At 64.2% G+C, this 14862-nt stretch carries 15 protein-coding genes and 1 pseudogene; 8 read left to right on the plus strand and 8 right to left on the minus strand.

From position 1 onward, the window contains the following. Positions 1-39 precede the first annotated feature (39 nt). The 3 genes from AC1RMD_RS15905 to AC1RMD_RS15915 all read right to left on the minus strand — a co-directional run bounded on the left by AC1RMD_RS15905 (position 40) and on the right by AC1RMD_RS15915 (position 2889). Positions 40-1224 carry an acyl-CoA dehydrogenase gene (locus AC1RMD_RS15905; protein ID WP_492927642.1) on the minus strand — a complete coding sequence of 395 codons (1185 nt, stop codon included), beginning with the start codon at positions 1222-1224 and terminating at the stop codon, positions 40-42. A 95-nt stretch (positions 1225-1319) separates the two neighbouring features. Next, positions 1320-1823 (minus strand): flavin reductase family protein, encoded by a 504-nt coding sequence (locus AC1RMD_RS15910; RefSeq protein WP_492927643.1) that lies wholly within the window; start codon positions 1821-1823, stop codon positions 1320-1322. 496 nt (positions 1824-2319) lie between these two features. Beyond that, the gene (locus AC1RMD_RS15915; protein ID WP_492927644.1) at positions 2320-2889 is read right to left on the minus strand and encodes a hypothetical protein; all 570 of its coding nucleotides are present in this window, start codon (positions 2887-2889) and stop codon (positions 2320-2322) included. A gap of 212 nt (positions 2890-3101) precedes the next feature. On the opposite strand from AC1RMD_RS15915, the gene msrA reads away from it, so the two are divergent. From msrA to AC1RMD_RS15930, 3 genes are read left to right on the plus strand one after another with little or no spacing between them, the layout of a single operon-like run. Further along, on the plus strand, positions 3102-3653 hold the full coding sequence (gene msrA / locus AC1RMD_RS15920) for a peptide-methionine (S)-S-oxide reductase MsrA (RefSeq protein WP_492927645.1): 552 nt from the start codon (positions 3102-3104) through the stop codon (positions 3651-3653). Between the two features lie 18 nt (positions 3654-3671). Next, positions 3672-4730 (plus strand): HD domain-containing phosphohydrolase, encoded by a 1059-nt coding sequence (locus tag AC1RMD_RS15925; protein ID WP_492927646.1) that lies wholly within the window; start codon positions 3672-3674, stop codon positions 4728-4730. A 7-nt stretch (positions 4731-4737) separates the two neighbouring features. Beyond that, a complete protein-coding gene (locus tag AC1RMD_RS15930; RefSeq protein ID WP_492927647.1) occupies positions 4738-6999 on the plus strand; it encodes an ATP-binding protein in 2262 nt (753 codons plus the stop codon). Here the strand turns inward: AC1RMD_RS15930 and AC1RMD_RS15935 are convergent. Continuing rightward, positions 6933-8264 carry a class I SAM-dependent methyltransferase gene (locus AC1RMD_RS15935; protein ID WP_492927648.1) on the minus strand — a complete coding sequence of 444 codons (1332 nt, stop codon included), beginning with the start codon at positions 8262-8264 and terminating at the stop codon, positions 6933-6935. The genes AC1RMD_RS15930 and AC1RMD_RS15935 overlap by 67 nt on opposite strands. A 74-nt stretch (positions 8265-8338) precedes the next feature. Then, on the minus strand, positions 8339-9574 hold the full coding sequence (gene pdxH / locus AC1RMD_RS15940) for a pyridoxamine 5'-phosphate oxidase (protein WP_492927649.1): 1236 nt from the start codon (positions 9572-9574) through the stop codon (positions 8339-8341). Positions 9575-9647: 73 nt separating this feature from the next. Between pdxH and tcdA the strand changes: the two genes are divergently transcribed. The 3 genes from tcdA to cysK all read left to right on the plus strand — a co-directional run bounded on the left by tcdA (position 9648) and on the right by cysK (position 12062). Beyond that, a complete protein-coding gene (tcdA, locus tag AC1RMD_RS15945) occupies positions 9648-10490 on the plus strand; it encodes a tRNA cyclic N6-threonylcarbamoyladenosine(37) synthase TcdA (protein WP_492927650.1) in 843 nt (280 codons plus the stop codon). A 119-nt stretch (positions 10491-10609) separates the two neighbouring features. Next, positions 10610-11089 carry an FKBP-type peptidyl-prolyl cis-trans isomerase gene (locus AC1RMD_RS15950; RefSeq protein WP_492927675.1) on the plus strand — a complete coding sequence of 160 codons (480 nt, stop codon included), beginning with the start codon at positions 10610-10612 and terminating at the stop codon, positions 11087-11089. A gap of 40 nt (positions 11090-11129) precedes the next feature. Beyond that, entirely contained in the window at positions 11130-12062 is a 933-nt protein-coding gene (cysK, locus tag AC1RMD_RS15955) for a cysteine synthase A (RefSeq protein ID WP_492927651.1), read from the plus strand. A 6-nt stretch (positions 12063-12068) separates the two neighbouring features. Here cysK and AC1RMD_RS15960 read toward each other — a convergent pair whose 3' ends face one another. Together AC1RMD_RS15960 and AC1RMD_RS15965 are read right to left on the minus strand one after the other, a co-directional pair. Continuing rightward, the gene (locus tag AC1RMD_RS15960) at positions 12069-13085 is read right to left on the minus strand and encodes a cation diffusion facilitator family transporter (RefSeq protein WP_492927652.1); all 1017 of its coding nucleotides are present in this window, start codon (positions 13083-13085) and stop codon (positions 12069-12071) included. Then, positions 13082-13408 carry an ArsR/SmtB family transcription factor gene (locus AC1RMD_RS15965; RefSeq protein WP_332853957.1) on the minus strand — a complete coding sequence of 109 codons (327 nt, stop codon included), beginning with the start codon at positions 13406-13408 and terminating at the stop codon, positions 13082-13084. Before AC1RMD_RS15965 ends, AC1RMD_RS15960 begins: the two co-directional genes overlap by 4 nt. A 102-nt stretch (positions 13409-13510) precedes the next feature. Here AC1RMD_RS15965 and AC1RMD_RS15970 point away from each other — a divergent pair. Together AC1RMD_RS15970 and AC1RMD_RS15975 are read left to right on the plus strand one after the other, a co-directional pair. Further along, positions 13511-13675 (plus strand): annotated as a pseudogene (locus AC1RMD_RS15970) (hypothetical protein); the annotation flags it as partial. Then, positions 13645-14001, plus strand: coding sequence for a helix-turn-helix domain-containing protein (locus AC1RMD_RS15975; RefSeq protein ID WP_492927653.1), 357 nt, complete (start codon positions 13645-13647; stop codon positions 13999-14001). The pseudogene AC1RMD_RS15970 and the gene AC1RMD_RS15975, both read left to right, overlap by 31 nt. 175 nt (positions 14002-14176) lie before the next feature. On the opposite strand, the gene AC1RMD_RS15980 is transcribed toward AC1RMD_RS15975, so the two are convergent. After that, a complete protein-coding gene (locus AC1RMD_RS15980) occupies positions 14177-14818 on the minus strand; it encodes a DJ-1/PfpI family protein (RefSeq protein ID WP_492927654.1) in 642 nt (213 codons plus the stop codon). Between the last annotated feature and the right edge of the window lie 44 nt (positions 14819-14862).

Genomic DNA, 14862 nt, shown 5'->3' on the forward strand with positions numbered 1-14862 from the left:
TCGCGTTCGGTGCCGGCGGGTTTTTTTACGTCCAGCGTTTTATTGGAACGCCTGGATGCCGGTCTGGGCGCGGCCCAGGATCAGCGCGTGGATGTCGTGCGTACCTTCGTAGGTATTGACCACTTCCAGGTTGACCATGTGGCGGATGATGCCGAACTCGTCCGAGATGCCGTTACCGCCCAGCATGTCGCGCGCGACGCGGGCGATGTCCAGCGACTTGCCGCAGGAATTACGCTTCATCATCGAGGTGATTTCCACCGCCGCCGTGCCGGCGTCCTTCATGCGGCCCAGCTGCAGGCAGCCTTGCAGGCCCAGCGTGATCTCGGTCTGCATGTCGGCCAGCTTCTTCTGCACCAGCTGGTTGGCGGCCAGCGGACGGCCGAACTGATGGCGGTCCAGCACGTACTGGCGCGCGGTGTGCCAGCAATCCTCGGCCGCGCCCAGCGCGCCCCAGGCGATGCCGTAGCGTGCCGAGTTCAGGCAGGTGAACGGACCCTTCAGGCCGCGCACGTCCGGGAAGGCGTTCTCTTCCGGGCAGAACACCTCGTCCATCACGATCTCGCCGGTCACCGAAGCGCGCAGGCCGAACTTGCCGTGGATCGCAGGGGCGCTCAGGCCGGCCATGCCTTTTTCCAGCACGAAGCCGCGGATCGCGCCCTCATCGTCCTTGGCCCAGACCACGAACACGTCGGCGACCGGCGAGTTGGTGATCCACATCTTGGCGCCGCTCAGCGAGTAGCCGCCCGGCACCTTCTTGGCGCGGGTGATCATCGAGCCCGGATCGGAACCGTGGTTGGGCTCGGTCAGGCCGAAGCAGCCGATCCACTCGCCGGTGGCCAGTTTCGGCAGGTATTTCTGTTTCTGTTCTTCGGTGCCGAACTCGTAGATCGGCACCATCACCAGCGACGACTGCACGCTCATCATCGAACGGTAGCCGGAGTCGATGCGTTCGACTTCGCGCGCGATCAGGCCGTAGGCCACGTAGTTCAGGCCGGGACCGCCGTACTGTTCCGGGATGGTCGGGCCCAGCAGGCCCAGTTCGCCCATCTCGCGGAAGATCGTGGTGTCCATCTTCTCGTGGCGGAAGGCGTCCAGGATGCGCGGCGCCAGTTTGTCCTTGCAATAGGCGGCGGCGGCGTCGCGCACCATGCGCTCGTCGTCGGTCAGTTGCTGGTCCAGCAGCAGGGGATCATCCCAGTGGAATTGGGCGCGGGCTTGGCTCATAGTGGTCTCTCATTATGAAAATTGGTGAAGGCTGCCCGCATTCTATGCCGCGGCCACCGGAACGGCTTTTCAAATGGCGACACCAATTTCCGTTTTTAGCCCAGGCTGCCGAACTGGCCGCTGTGGAAAATCAGCGGCGGGGAGGGGGAAAACTCGCACAGCTCGACCTCGCCGACGAAAATCACGTGGTCGCCTTCCGGGTAGCGGCTGCGGTTGTGGCATTCGAACCAGGCCGAGGCGCCCTTGAGGATGGGCTGGCCGGTGCGCGACAGCTCGTATTCGGTGTTGAGCCACGGATCGATGCCGCGCGTGGCGAACTGCTTGGCCAGATGCGCCTGGTCGGCCGACAACACATTGATGACGTAGTGCGAATTGCCGGTGAAGATGGGCATGCTGTTGGCCGTGGTCGCCAGGCTCCACAGCACCAGCGGCGGGTCCAGCGACACCGAATTGAAGGAGCTGGCCGTCAGGCCGCGGAAGGTGCCGTCCGCCAGCCGGGTGGTGATGACGGTGACGCCGGTGGCGAACTGGCCCAGCGCCTGGCGAAAATGGCTGGTATCGAAGGGGCGCTGGTCGGCGCGGGGAGAGCGAGTGTGCATGGTGGACCTGTGACTTTTCAGCCATTATGCCAAAGTTTGTCGTCCGATAGCGTATTGCCTTGGTTTGCACTACAAGGAGCACCTGAATATTTTTCGACACGAGGGCGTCATGACTACTCGGTCCTTGCCAGACACAGCGCTTAAAAAGACGCATCTGGCCGGCGGCCCCTTAAGGCGATTTTTTATAGCTCGCCACACTATCGTTATAGTTGTTCTTTATTCGTTTAAGTAGTGTCGGATTGTTCTTGTATTTGTCTTTTAGAATGCCAAACTGGCTTTTGGCTCCCCCGCAATATTTGTCAATGTCTCTCCGTATCTGCTCTTTCTCTTCCTTGGGAAGCTCTCCGTCGTATTCGCCCCCTAAATGCTCACATGCACCAGCGTTGTAAATAAATTTCCTTACATCTTGAGGTGAATTTTCGACAGGGAAAGCTAGCGAAGACGTGAGGATGAGAGGAAAAAATAAGTATCGAACTCGCATATCAATCTCCTTGATCTATCGACCATTGTTTGACCAATGTGGAAAATCTCGCCCAGGTCCATTGTATTTTTTCACGCCATAAGTCCTCGCAACGTCTATCAATTGCTTGTTCATGCCGGTCCTTGGCAACGTATTGATTTTGACTATGGTGCCACTCGCGTCCTTGATTTCGACCATTTTTCCCCATGAAATATTCATATCGATAGCAAGCCCTGCATTGTGTTGAGAGCGGAGGGCCGGTTTTGTCTGCAGTGTTTGTATGTCTAAAGCCGAAGTCATGTCCCTGGCAGCTTTTACGGATTCCTCTTTTGTACCGTGGTCCCAGTTTATGTTCACTCCCTGCATTGAAGGAACTTTTTTCGGATCATATCCATTTTTTGCAATTCTATAAGAATAGTGCATAAGATATGATCGTTTCGTCGGTCTAAAAGTGGCATTGATTTTTACTTTAATTCCCGCCTCTTGCATCGCATAAATAAAGCCTTCCACAGCAAGACGAAAATTCCCCGATAGATCTTTTGTGTCTACACTTCCCGGAAATTTCCTAGCCCATTGTTTTCCGCTTAGTTCCAATTCCTGATCCATTTCTCAAGCTCCCGCTGTTGCGCAAAGAACTAAAAATTACAGCGGGCTCAAGTACTGTGATTTGAGAAAAAATAACGATTTAGCCTGTCTTTGATTCCGCCTCATTGTGAGTCGGGTTTGTCATGGTCTCTGCGCTGAAGCCAAATGCAGGTGCACGCGCTGCTGGTTTGCGTTACAGTGAACCCATGGGCATTCTTCTACGCGAGGGAGTCATGACTAGTCAGTCCGCGCCGGGCACGGCGCTCGAAACGGCCTATCTGGGCGGCGGCTGCTTCTGGTGCACCGAGGCGGTGTTTGCCCGCGTCAAGGGCGTTGCCCATGTCGAGTCCGGCTACACCGGCGGCCACCAGCCCGATCCCACCTACGAGCAGATCTGCGCCGGCGACACCGGCCATGCCGAGGTGGTGAAATTGCAATTCGATCCCGCCGTCATCGGTTTTCGCGACCTGCTGGAAATCTTCTTCACCATCCACGACCCGACCACCTTGAACCGCCAGGGCAACGACGTCGGCACCCAGTACCGCTCGGTGATCTTTTACCAGTCGCCGCAGCAGGAAGCCACGGCGCGCCAGGTGATCGCGCAGATGGCCGGGGTCTGGGACGCGCCCATCGTCACCGAACTGGCGCCGGCCTCGACCTTCTATGCGGCCGAGGCCTACCATCAGGATTACTTCAGCCAGCATCCGCTGCAAAGCTATTGCGCCTTCGTGGTGGCGCCCAAGGTCGCCAAGTTCAAGAGCACCTACGCGCATCGCTTAAAATAAAACAACCAGGGGATACGCATGAAGGTGGTGCTGGTCGACGATACCCATATCAACCTGGTGCTGATGTCGCGCCTGGTCGACAAACTGAAAGACGTGAGCACGATCAGCTTCCAGTCGGCGCGCGAGGCGCTGACCTGGTGCAACACCCATCCCTACGACCTGCTGATCGTCGACTACATGATGCCGGACATGAACGGCCTGGAACTGATCGCCCGGCTGGAGGCGCCGCCCGACCAGCGCCCGCCGGTGCTGATGGTCACCGCCAGCGTCGACGTCGACGTGCGCCACCGCGCGCTGGAAAACGGCGCCAGCGATTTCCTCATCAAGCCGATCGACAAGGTCGAGTTCCTGGCCCGCACCCGCAACATGCTGGCACTGCGCAGCGCCACGCTGAGCTTGCAGCACCGCGCCACCTGGCTGGCCGAGGAGGTGGCCAAGGCCACCGCCGAGCTGCGCGCGCGCGAGCAGGAAACCATCATGCTGCTGTGCCGCGCCTCCGAATACCGCGACCCCGAAACCGGCGCCCACATCCAGCGCATGGCCCACTACTCGCGCCTGATCGCCGAGCAGCTGGGCCAGTCCGAGGAACAGCAGCAGGACGTGCTCAACGCCGCCCCGATGCACGACATCGGCAAGGTCGGCACGCCCGACCACATCCTGCTCAAGCCCGGCCGCCTGGACCCGGAAGAGATGGTCGTCATGCGCCAGCACGCCGAGATCGGCTACAACATCCTCAAGGATTGCCAGGCGCGCATGCTCAAGCTGGCGGCCGAGATCGCGCTGACCCACCACGAGCGCTACGACGGCCAGGGTTATCCGCGCGGCCTGGCCGGCGAGGCCATCCCGCTGGTGGGCCGCATCGTCGCCGTGGCCGACGTGTTCGACGCGCTGACCAGCGTGCGCCCGTACAAGCAGGCCTGGAGCATGGAGGACGCGCGCCAGCACCTGCTGGACAACTGCGCCACGCATTTCGATCCGCGCTGCGTGGATGCGCTGCTGCAGCGCTGGGACGACGTGCAGGCCATCCGCGCCCGCTTCCGCGACGAGCATGGCGCCGCCGCCGCGCCGACGGCCTGACGCGGCCATGGACCAGGACCGCCACGTCGCCCTGATACGGCAAGCACTGCACACCTCCGACGCGCAGGAACTGGCGCGCCTGCTGGAGCCGCAACTGGCCGCGCTGGCCGAGATGGAGGCGGAAGTGCTGCAGCTGCGCTCGGCCAACGCGCTGCTGCGCAAGGAAAACCGCCAGCAGCGCGGCAACGTCGGCACCTGGCGCGACAAGCGCACCGCGCGCCTGGCCGGCTTGCAGCGCGAGCTGCACGCCGACCTGCAGGTGCAGCTGCGGGCGCCGTCCGAAGACCGGGCCGCCCGCGACCAGCAGGAGCTGACCGAGCAGATCCTCGACCAGCTGCCCATCCCCATCTTCCTCAAGGACCGCGACGGCCGCTTCCTGCGCTTCAACAGCCGCTTCGAGGAATTCACCCAGCGCTCGCGGGCGGAAATCCTCGGCCGCACGGTCGAGGAATTCGCCACGCCGCGCTGGGCCGCCGCCACCCAGCTGGAAGACGAACTGGCCTGGTCCAGCGGCCGCATGGTCACCACCGAGCGCCGCATGGCCACCTTCGATCCGCCGCTCGACGTGCTGGTCAGCCGCAAGGTCATCAACAGCGGCGGGCTGTCCTACATGCTGGGCTACTTCATCGACATCAGCGAGCAGCGCGCCGCCCGCGCCGCCATGCAGCACGCGGTCGAATCGGCCGAGGCGGCCAGCCGCGCCAAGAGCGAATTCCTGGCCAATATGAGCCATGAGATCCGCACGCCGATGAACGGCATCCTCGGCATGACCGAGCTGGTGCTGGAGTCCGACATCGACGCCCACCAGCGCGCCGACCTGATGCTGGTGAAAGCCTCGGCCGATGCGCTGCTGCACATCGTCGATGACATCCTGGATTTCTCCAAGATCGAAGCGGGCAAGCTGGACATCGAGGAAGTGCCGTTCGACCTGCGCCAGCTGGTCGGCGACACGCTGCGCGCCATGAGCCTGCGGGCGCGGCAGAAAGGGCTGGCGCTGGCGGCCGAGATTCCGCCGCAACTGCCGCGCATCATGAAGGGCGATCCGGGGCGCCTGCGGCAGGTGCTGCTCAACCTGGTGGGCAACGCCATCAAGTTCACCGGCGAGGGCGGCGTGACGGTGCAGCTGTCGATCGCCGCCGAGCACGACGACCGCAGCGAGATCGTGTTCGCCGTGCGCGACACCGGCATCGGCGTGCCGCCGGAAAAGCAGCACATGATCTTCGAAGCCTTCGCCCAGGTCGACGGCTCGACCACGCGCGAGTACGGCGGCACCGGCCTCGGGCTGGCGATCTGCCGCCGGCTGGTGATCCTGATGCAGGGCCGGATCGAAGTCCACAGCGCGCCGGGGCAGGGCAGCGTGTTCAGCTTCACCGTGCCCTTGCTGCACACCGGCGTGGCGCAGGCCGCGCCCCTGCCGCCGCTGGCCGTGCTGGTGCCGGGACAAAACCTGAACCGCAGCGCCCACGACAACGGCTTGCTGGTGGGCGTAGACGATCTTCCGCCAGCCGCGCCGGCGCTGGCGCGCGGCGGCCTGCGGGTGCTGCTGGCCGAGGACAACCCGGTCAACCAGCGGCTGGCGATGCGGCTGCTGGAAAAACTGGGCCACCGCGTCACGCTGGTCGACAGCGGCATGGCCGTGCTGGACCGGGCCGGCCAGGGCGAGTACGACCTGATCCTGATGGACGTGCAGATGCCGGGCCTGGACGGCCTGGCCGCCACCCGCCAGATCCGCCTGCGCGAATCGGCGCAGGGCGGCCACGTGCCGATCATCGCGATGACCGCGCGCGCCATGACCGGCGACCGCGAGCGCTGCCTGGACGCCGGCATGGACGACTACCTGGCCAAGCCGGTCGACAGCCAGCAGCTGCGCGAAATGTTGCTGCGCTACCAGCCGGACAGCGGCCAGCAACTGCTGGACTGGCGCGGCGCGCTGCAAAGGCTGGACGGCGACGCCGAACTGCTGCTGGAACTGGCCGCGCTGTTCCTGCACGACGGCCCGCAGCTGTGGCAGGACCTGTGCGCGGCGCTGGCCTCGGGCGAGCTGCAGCGCAGCACGCGCGCGGTGCACAGCCTGAAGGGCGTGCTGGTGAACTTCGGCGCGGCGCGCGCGGTGGCGTTGGCCGAGCAACTGTCGGCCGCGCTGCACGCCGGCCAGCCGTGGCAGCTGGCGGCCGGCCGGCTGGAGCCGGCCCTGCGGCAAGTCTACGTGGCGCTGAAGGACTTGATAGCCGGCGGCGTCGACGCCATGGCCGCGCCGCCGTCTTCCTGAAGCAGCGTGAACGACGGCACGCCGCCATCGCTCAGCGCGTAGTGCGCGCCGACGGCGGCCGGCTGCGGATACATGTGCCGGCGCGACCACGGCAGCGCCGCGCTGCGCTGGCCCGCCTTGCGGCCGACGATCTGGTACAGGCTGATCAAGTCCTGCTCGAACGCGTAGCTGCACCCGGCCAGGTAGACGTGCCAGATGCGATAGCGCTTGTCGCCCGCCAGCGCCTGCGCGCGCGCGGTGTTGGCCTCGAAATTGTCGGTCCAGATGGCGCAGGTGCGGGCGTAGTGGCGGCGCAGGTTTTCCACGTCCGACACTTCCAGCTTGCCCTGCTGCATGGCCTTCAGCACATGGCCGATGTGCGCCAGTTCGCCCTGCGGGAACACGTATTTGTCGATGAAGGCGCCGCCGCCGTAGGGCGTCTCGCCGTTGTCGGGATCGGTGGTGGTGATGCCGTGGTTCATCACCACGCCGTCCGGCGCCAGCAACTGGTGGATGGTGGCGAAATACCCGGGCAACTGCTTGACGCCCACGTGCTCGAACATGCCGACGCTGGTGATGCGGTCGAACTGGCCGCGCACGTCGCGGTAGTCCTGCAGGCGGATCTCGACCAGGTGCTCCAGCCCGGCGCGCCGCACGCGCTCCTTGGCCAGCTGGTACTGGTTTTCCGACAGCGTGATGCCGACGCAGCGCGCCTGGTAGTGCTGCGCCGCCCGTATCGCCAGCGCGCCCCAGCCGCAGCCGATGTCGAGCAGCGTCTGCTTGGGCCGCAGCTCGATCTTGCGCAGGATGTGGTCGATCTTCTTGGCCTGGGCGCTGGCCAGGTCCTCGTCGCCGTGCTCGAAGTAGGCGCAGGAATACACCATGGCCGGATCGAGGAACTGCTGGTAGAACTCGTTGGAGACGTCGTAATGGTAGCGGACCGCCTCGGCGTCCTGCTGCCTGCTGTGGCCCATGCTGCGCACGATGCGGGCGAACTTGCCCTCGGCCTTGAGCGTGGTGCGCGCCAGCGCGTTGACGATGGCGATCATGTCGTGCGCGCGGCCCCTGACCTCGATCGCGCCCTCGACATAGGCCGCGCCCAGGTTGGACAGCGACGGCGTCAGCAGGTAGCGCGCCGCCGACACATTGGGCAGGCGTATCGTCACGCGCGGCGCCTCGTTGGAAAAGTCGACGTGCTGGCCGTTCCACAATTCGATGCGCAACGGCAGCGCGATCTGTTGGCGGATGCCGGCGATCCAGCTACTGAGACGGTTTTGTACGAACACGATCACCTCCGAGTCCAGAAACGAAAAAGACCACCGCAAGCGATGGTCTGGTGTTCTGCGAGGGGGCGTTCCGCTTACGGCTGCAGGCGCTCCTTCACCCAGCTACCATCTGCCTGTTTCAGATACACGATCCGGTCATGGAAGCGCGAACGGCGTCCCTGCCAGAACTCGATGCGCACCGGATCGAGGCGATAGCCGCCCCAGTTGTCCGGCCGCACCGGATGCTCGCCGCCGACCGCGGCGGCGGCATCGTAGTTGGCTTCCAATTGCTCCCGGCTGGCGATGCGCGCGCTTTGCTGCGAGGCGATCGCGGCGATCTGGCTCTTCACCGGCCGGCTGTAAAAGTACTTGTCGCTTTCCTCGGCGGAGGTCTTGACGACCTTGCCTTCTATCCGTACCTGGCGTTCCAGTTCGCTCCAAAAGAATAGCAGCGCGGCGTGCGGATTGTCGCCCAGTTGGCGGCCCTTCTGGCTGCCGTAGTTGGTGTACCAGGTGAAGCCGCGCGCGTCGTACTGCTTGATCAGCACAATGCGCGAGCTGGGCTTGCCCTCCGCGTCCACCGTGGCCACGCTCATCGCGTTCGGTTCGTTGACCTTGGCGCGCATGGCTTCTTCAAACCACTTGCCGAACTGGGCGATCGGATCGTCCAGCACATCGTGTTCCGTCAAACTGGCGCGGCCGTAATCGAGGCGCAGATCGGCCAGCACCACGCCGTCGGCCACCGCGTCGGTCACCGCCACCTGCTGCTGCTCCGGCACCTGGCTGTGCGGCAGGTCGGGCGTGATGCCGCGCCGCACCTGCATCGCGCTGCCCAGTTGCGCCATCTGCTCGGGGCTGAACAAACGCTTGGCCATCGGCGCGATGTTGGTTTCCTCGGTGACCATGTGGGCCGCGTAGCTGTCGCAGAAACGCTGCACCTGCTCGGCCGACAGGGCGTTGTTTTGCCCGTTGGCAATTTGATCAAGTTGCGAATTAATTATATGCCAGTCCTGGTCCATTTGCTGGTGGTCGGCCAGGATGCCGGGCACCAGCTCGGCCAGCAGCGCGGCGTCGGCGTCGCGCGCGGTCGCTTGCAGCATCGGCACCAGGTTTTGTTCCTCGTCGTCGTGGTGCAGCGGGGCCGCTTTGTTGAAATATTTCTGCACCGCCTGGGCGGCTTTTTGCGCCTCGGCGTCGGCGCCGTGCTTGGGCAGGTGGGCCAGCAGTTTTTGCAGGGTCTCCAGTTGCTTGCGTATGCGGTCGTGGCAATGTTTCAAGACTGCTATCGGCTGGCTGAAGTCGGGGGCGGTGTCGGGTAGGGAAATGCTCATGGGAGGGCGCTCTGGCTGGGTGGGAAAGTCATTCTAAAATATTTTTTGCGGCAGCGTCCGTTAAAATGTCGGCATGAACTCCATAGCACCTACCCAATTCGACGATGTCGACTTCGAACGCCGCTTCGGCGGCATCGCCCGCCTCTATGGCGACCGCGCGCTGGCGCGCTTCCGCAGCGCCCACGTGTGCGTGGTCGGCACCGGCGGCGTCGGCTCCTGGATCGTCGAGGCGCTGGCCCGCAGCGCCATCGGCCAGCTGACCCTGATTGATCTGGACAACGTCGCCGAGTCCAATATCAACCGCCAGATCCAGGCCCTGGGCAGCACCGTCGGCCAGGCCAAGATCAGCGCGCTGGCCGAGCGCATCGCCGACATCAACCCGTTCTGCGTGGTCAACCAGATCGAAGACTTCGTCACGCCGGACAACCTGGAGCAGATGCTGGGCGCCGGCAACTACGATTTCGTGGTCGACGCCATCGACAACGTCAAGGCCAAGGCCGCGATGATCGCCTGGTGCCGCCAGCACCAAATGCCGATGATCATCATCGGCAGCGCCGGCGGCCAGACCGACCCGACCCAGATCGCCGTGCGCGACCTGGCCCGCACCGAGCAGGAGCCGCTGCTGAAGAAGGTGCGCAAGCTGTTGCGCACCCAGTACGGCTACCCGCGCGGCGAGAAGACCAAGTTCCTGGTCGACGCGGTGTTCTCGATGGAGCCGCTGAAGTTCCCGGAGACGGCCGAAGTGTGCGCGGTGGACGGCGGCGAGCGCGCCGGCGGCGTCACCGGCCTCAATTGCGCCGGCTTCGGCTCGGCGATGGTGGTCACCGCCACCTTCGGCATGGTGGCCGCCAGCCAGGTGTTGCGCAAGCTGGCCGACAGCGTGCAAGCGCCGGTAGCGCCGGCCGAAACGATTTAGATTTTATCCAGCTGGCGTGGCGGGTTTGCTATCATGGTGCGCGCTGGCACGGGGACCGTGCCGTCCACAGACCACATCGAAAGAATACAACCATGACACGTAGTTCCGTATTAGTAGCAATGCTGTGCGCGCTGGCGGCCTCCGTGGCCCAGGCGCAGACCCCGACCGCGCCGGCTGCCCCGGTCGCGCCGGCCGATGTGCCGCCGCCGCCGCCGATGGTGGTGGGTTCGGCCACGCCCGGCCCGGCCGCCGAGCAGCTGATCGTCACCGACACCAGGATCGGCACCGGCAAGGAAGCGAGCACCGGTTCCACCGTCTACATGCACTACTCGGGCTGGCTGTATCGTCCGCTGGCCAAGGCCATGCACGGCAAGCTGTTCGATTCCTCGATTCCGCGCGGCGAACCGCTGGACTTCGTGCTGGGCACCGGCCGCGTCATCAAGGGTTGGGACCAGGGCATCCAGGGCATGAAAGTGGGCGGCAAACGCACGCTGATTATTCCGTCGGAACTGGCCTACGGCTCACGGCCGACGCCGGGCAGCGGCATTCCGCCGAATTCCGCGCTGATCTTCGATGTCGAGCTGGTGGACGTGAAATAAAGGCGTAGACTGGAATCTCCGTCCCATTCGGAGGTTCCTGATGAAGATAGCCAACGACGTAACCGAACTGATAGGCCGCACCCCGCTGGTGCGGCTGAACCGCTTGGCCAAGGGCAGCACCGCCCAGGTACTGGCCAAGCTGGAATACTGCAACCCGGCCCATAGCGTGAAAGACCGCATCGGCCTGTCCATGATCGAGGCGGCCGAAGCGGCCGGCCAGATCCGTCCCGACACCGTCATCCTCGAACCGACCAGCGGCAACACCGGCATCGCGCTGGCGATGGTGTGCGCCGCGCGCGGCTACCGCTGCACGCTGGTCATGCCCGACACCATGAGCCGCGAACGCCGCATGCTGCTGCGCGCCTACGGCGCCGAGCTGGTGCTCACGCCCGGCGCCGAGGGCATGCTGGGCGCGATCCGCGCGGCCGAGGAACTGGCCGAGCGCGACCCGCGCTACCTGATGCCGCAGCAGTTCAACAATCCCGCCAATCCCGATGTGCACCGCCGCACCACGGCCGAGGAAATCTGGGCCGACACCGACGGCCGCATCGACATCCTGGTGGCCGGCGTCGGCACCGGCGGCACGATCACCGGGGTGGGCGAGGTGATCAAGGCGCGCAAGCCGGCGTTCCGCTGCATCGCGGTGGAGCCGGAAGCGTCGCCGATGCTGGCCAAGGGCACCAAGGGGCCGCACCCGATCCAGGGCATAGGCGCGGGCTTCGTGCCGGCCGTGCTCAACACCAAGGTGTACGACGAGATCATCGGCGTGAAGAACGACGATGCGTTCGCGACCGCGCGGCTGGCGGCCAGCCAGGAGGGACTGCTGGTGGGGATCTCCTCCGGCGCCGCGCTGTGGGCGGCGTTGCAGGTGGCGCGGCGGCCGGAGAATGCGGACAAGATCATCGTGACGATCATCCCGTCCTTTGGCGAGCGCTATCTGAGCACGGCGCTGTACGCCAATCTGGCGGATTAGACGACGTTAGTGCGGCTGCTCTTGCAGGCTGCACTCGTGCGCGGTGGTGCCGAGCCGTACTTGCAGCGTGCTGTGATCGATGGAGAATTCCTCCTTTAGCTGCGCGCTGATGGCGTCCATCGCGGCGTCGCCCGGATGGCCGGCCGGCGTCACCAGCTGCGCCGTCAGCGCGTTCTCGGTGGTGCTCATCGACCAGATGTGCAGGTCGTGCACGTCCGTCACGCCGGGCTGGGCGCGCAGGAATTGTTCGACGTCGGCGTGGTTCAGGTTGTCCGGCACGGCGGCCAGCATCATCCGCATCGATTGCTTCAGCAGCGACCAGGTGCTCCAGACGATGATGGCGACAATGGCCATGCTGACCAGCGGGTCCAGCCAGTTCCATCCCGAGTAGCGCACGATCACGCCGGCCACCAGCACGCCCAGCGAGATCGCGGCGTCGGCCGCCAGGTGCAGGTAGGCGCCGCGGATGTTGATGTCGTCCTTGCTGCCGGACATGAACAACCACGCCGAGAAGCCGTTGACCAGGATGCCCGCGCCGGCCACCACCGAGACGGTCAGGCCGGCCACCGGTTCCGGGCGCATCAGCTGCTGCACCGCTTCCCACGCGATGCCGCCGCAGGCCGCCATCAGCAGCATGGAATTGAACAGCGCCGCCAGCATCGAGGTGCTGCGCAGGCCGTAGGTATAGCGGCCGTTCGGCACGCGCTTGGCCAGGATCGCCGCGCCCCAGGCCAGCATCAGGCCCAGCACGTCGGACAGGTTGTGGCCGGCGTCGGCCATCAGCGCGGTGGAGTTGGCCAGGAAACCGTAGAAGAATTCGATCGCCACGAATACCGTGTTGAGCACGATGGCGATGGCGAAGGCGCGGCCCATGGTGTTCGGATCGCCGTGGTGGTGATGGTGGCCGCCGTGGCCGTGGTCGTGCCCGTGGTTGCACGCGTTGGCTTTGGCTTCAGCCTTGGCCGGCGCGTGCGCATGGCCGTGATCGTGGTCGTGGTGATCGTGGTCGTGGTGCTTGCTCATGCTTCGTTCCCATTGGAAGGTTCTGCGATATGTTCGAGCATATCGTTGAGTACGCCGCTGATATGGGCGTCGGCGGCGGAATAGAACACTTGTTTGCCCTGGCGCTCAGACTTGACAATGCGCGCCGCGCGCAGCAAACGCAAGTGGTGGCTGACCAGCGAGCTGCTCAGCTCCAGCGAGGAGGCGATGTCGCTGACGGCGATCGGCGCCGCCACGCAGGCCAGCACGATGCGCAGGCGCGTCGGATCGCCCAGCAGATGGAACAGATCGGCCAGCTGGGCAATCGCGGGATCGCAAACGGAATAGTCGTGTTGACAGCTCATAATGCTAACAAGTGAATAGGTGTTCACATGTTAGCAGAAGAATGACTAGTCTGCAGAGGAGTTGAGCTTGCCCTATGTCCATGTGAGCCGCGCAGCTTTAAGTCCGCCTGGTTTGACCGTGTGGCGAAAAAGCGTCGAATTTCCGATCAGGAGTTGTGTAGAGTGGTACAGGAGGTGTGGCAGGGCCTTGGCATAAACTTGGCAGTTGCTGGGGGGAGAGATTTTGGAGATGTGCGATGTCGACTGATGCTAGAGAAAACCTCGTAAAGATCGCCGGCCGTAAGGTCAAGGCCAGGAGCGATGCATTTGAAGCTATTCATGAGGCGGCAAGTGCTCTACTCGAGGTAGGGGCGATCGATAAGAAAACGATGCGGGAATTTGACGGTTCATGTCTTGCTCCGCCGGCCTTGACTGCGAAAGAGGTCAAGCGCATTCGCCTCAAACTTCGTGTTAGTCAGGATGTTTTTGCCAGAGCCATCGGTGCCACCAAATCGACCGTGGCCAAATGGGAGTCTGGCGTTAATACGCCTAGTCCGATTGCACAACAGCTGTTGCGGGTGATCGACAAGCACAGCCTGGACATTCTTGGCTGACTGGACGTTGGCGTAACTCATTCCATACCCCGCCATCTGCGCGTGGGCCGGCGGGACAGCGGTCGGCGCGGCCAGCAGCAAAGACTTGCAGGCGTTTAGTTTCAAGGAGATGGTTGCCTCGATGAAAGGTTGACGTATTTGTAAGCCCAAAGCATGGCACAGAAGCCTGGACCGATCAACGGCCGCACGATACGGCAGAGGGCAGGTGGGCGCTCTCGTCCTGGCCGTCCCGGATGCTCGCCACGATGATGTTCTCGTACAGATCGTACTGGCCGGCCGGCAGCACCGGCCGCAGCGTTTCCAGGCTTTTCCCGGCGCCGAACAGCCGTTCGACCACCCAGCCGACCAGGTACAAGGCGGCCAGGCAACCGCCCGCTGTCGCCACGTTGCCGACGCTCATGAACGGCCGCTGGTCCGCTTCCACGCCGGCCGCGCGCAGTGCGTCGCGGGCGTCGGGATGGGTGGTGGCGCGCCGGCCCGGCAGCAAGCCCAGCTGCGCCAGGATGAAGGCGCCGCCGCAGATGGAGCCGATCAGCTGCCGCGTCGGGTCCAGTTGAAACGCGCCCATGAAGTCCGGGTCCGCCAGCGCCGCCGGCACGCCTTCCTTGCCGCTGGCGAACAGCACCACGTCGGCCTGGTTCGCTTCGGCCAGCGCCCCGTGCGTCTCCACCAACAGGCCGTGAGCCGACCGCAACCGGCCTTGCTTGCCGACGATGCGCACGCGCCAGTCGTGGCGATTGCGGCCGAGGATATCCCACATCAAAAACAGGTCGATGTCGGTGAAGTTGTCGAAGGCGACGAGGGCGATGGTCTTCATGGCGGTTCCATGGTTGGGGTAGGAAGCCGCAGTCTAGCCATGCC

It is taken from the genome of Duganella sp. GW822-FHT06D06 (assembly GCF_058799615.1).

Bases quoted from the DNA above. Each gene is read 5' to 3' on its own strand.
- AC1RMD_RS15905 (WP_492927642.1), bottom strand. From the start codon at position 1,224: ATGAGCCAAGCCCGCGCCCAATTCCACTGGGATGATCCCCTGCTGCTG.
- AC1RMD_RS15910 (WP_492927643.1), bottom strand. From the start codon at position 1,823: ATGCACACTCGCTCTCCCCGCGCCGACCAGCGCCCCTTCGATACCAGC.
- AC1RMD_RS15915 (WP_492927644.1), bottom strand. From the start codon at position 2,889: ATGGATCAGGAATTGGAACTAAGCGGAAAACAATGGGCTAGGAAATTT.
- msrA (WP_492927645.1), top strand. From the start codon at position 3,102: ATGACTAGTCAGTCCGCGCCGGGCACGGCGCTCGAAACGGCCTATCTG.
- AC1RMD_RS15925 (WP_492927646.1), top strand. From the start codon at position 3,672: ATGAAGGTGGTGCTGGTCGACGATACCCATATCAACCTGGTGCTGATG.
- AC1RMD_RS15930 (WP_492927647.1), top strand. From the start codon at position 4,738: ATGGACCAGGACCGCCACGTCGCCCTGATACGGCAAGCACTGCACACC.
- pdxH (WP_492927649.1), bottom strand. From the start codon at position 9,574: ATGAGCATTTCCCTACCCGACACCGCCCCCGACTTCAGCCAGCCGATA.
- tcdA (WP_492927650.1), top strand. From the start codon at position 9,648: ATGAACTCCATAGCACCTACCCAATTCGACGATGTCGACTTCGAACGC.
- AC1RMD_RS15950 (WP_492927675.1), top strand. From the start codon at position 10,610: ATGCTGTGCGCGCTGGCGGCCTCCGTGGCCCAGGCGCAGACCCCGACC.
- cysK (WP_492927651.1), top strand. From the start codon at position 11,130: ATGAAGATAGCCAACGACGTAACCGAACTGATAGGCCGCACCCCGCTG.
- AC1RMD_RS15960 (WP_492927652.1), bottom strand. From the start codon at position 13,085: ATGAGCAAGCACCACGACCACGATCACCACGACCACGATCACGGCCAT.
- AC1RMD_RS15965 (WP_332853957.1), bottom strand. From the start codon at position 13,408: ATGAGCTGTCAACACGACTATTCCGTTTGCGATCCCGCGATTGCCCAG.
- AC1RMD_RS15975 (WP_492927653.1), top strand. From the start codon at position 13,645: ATGTCGACTGATGCTAGAGAAAACCTCGTAAAGATCGCCGGCCGTAAG.
- AC1RMD_RS15980 (WP_492927654.1), bottom strand. From the start codon at position 14,818: ATGAAGACCATCGCCCTCGTCGCCTTCGACAACTTCACCGACATCGAC.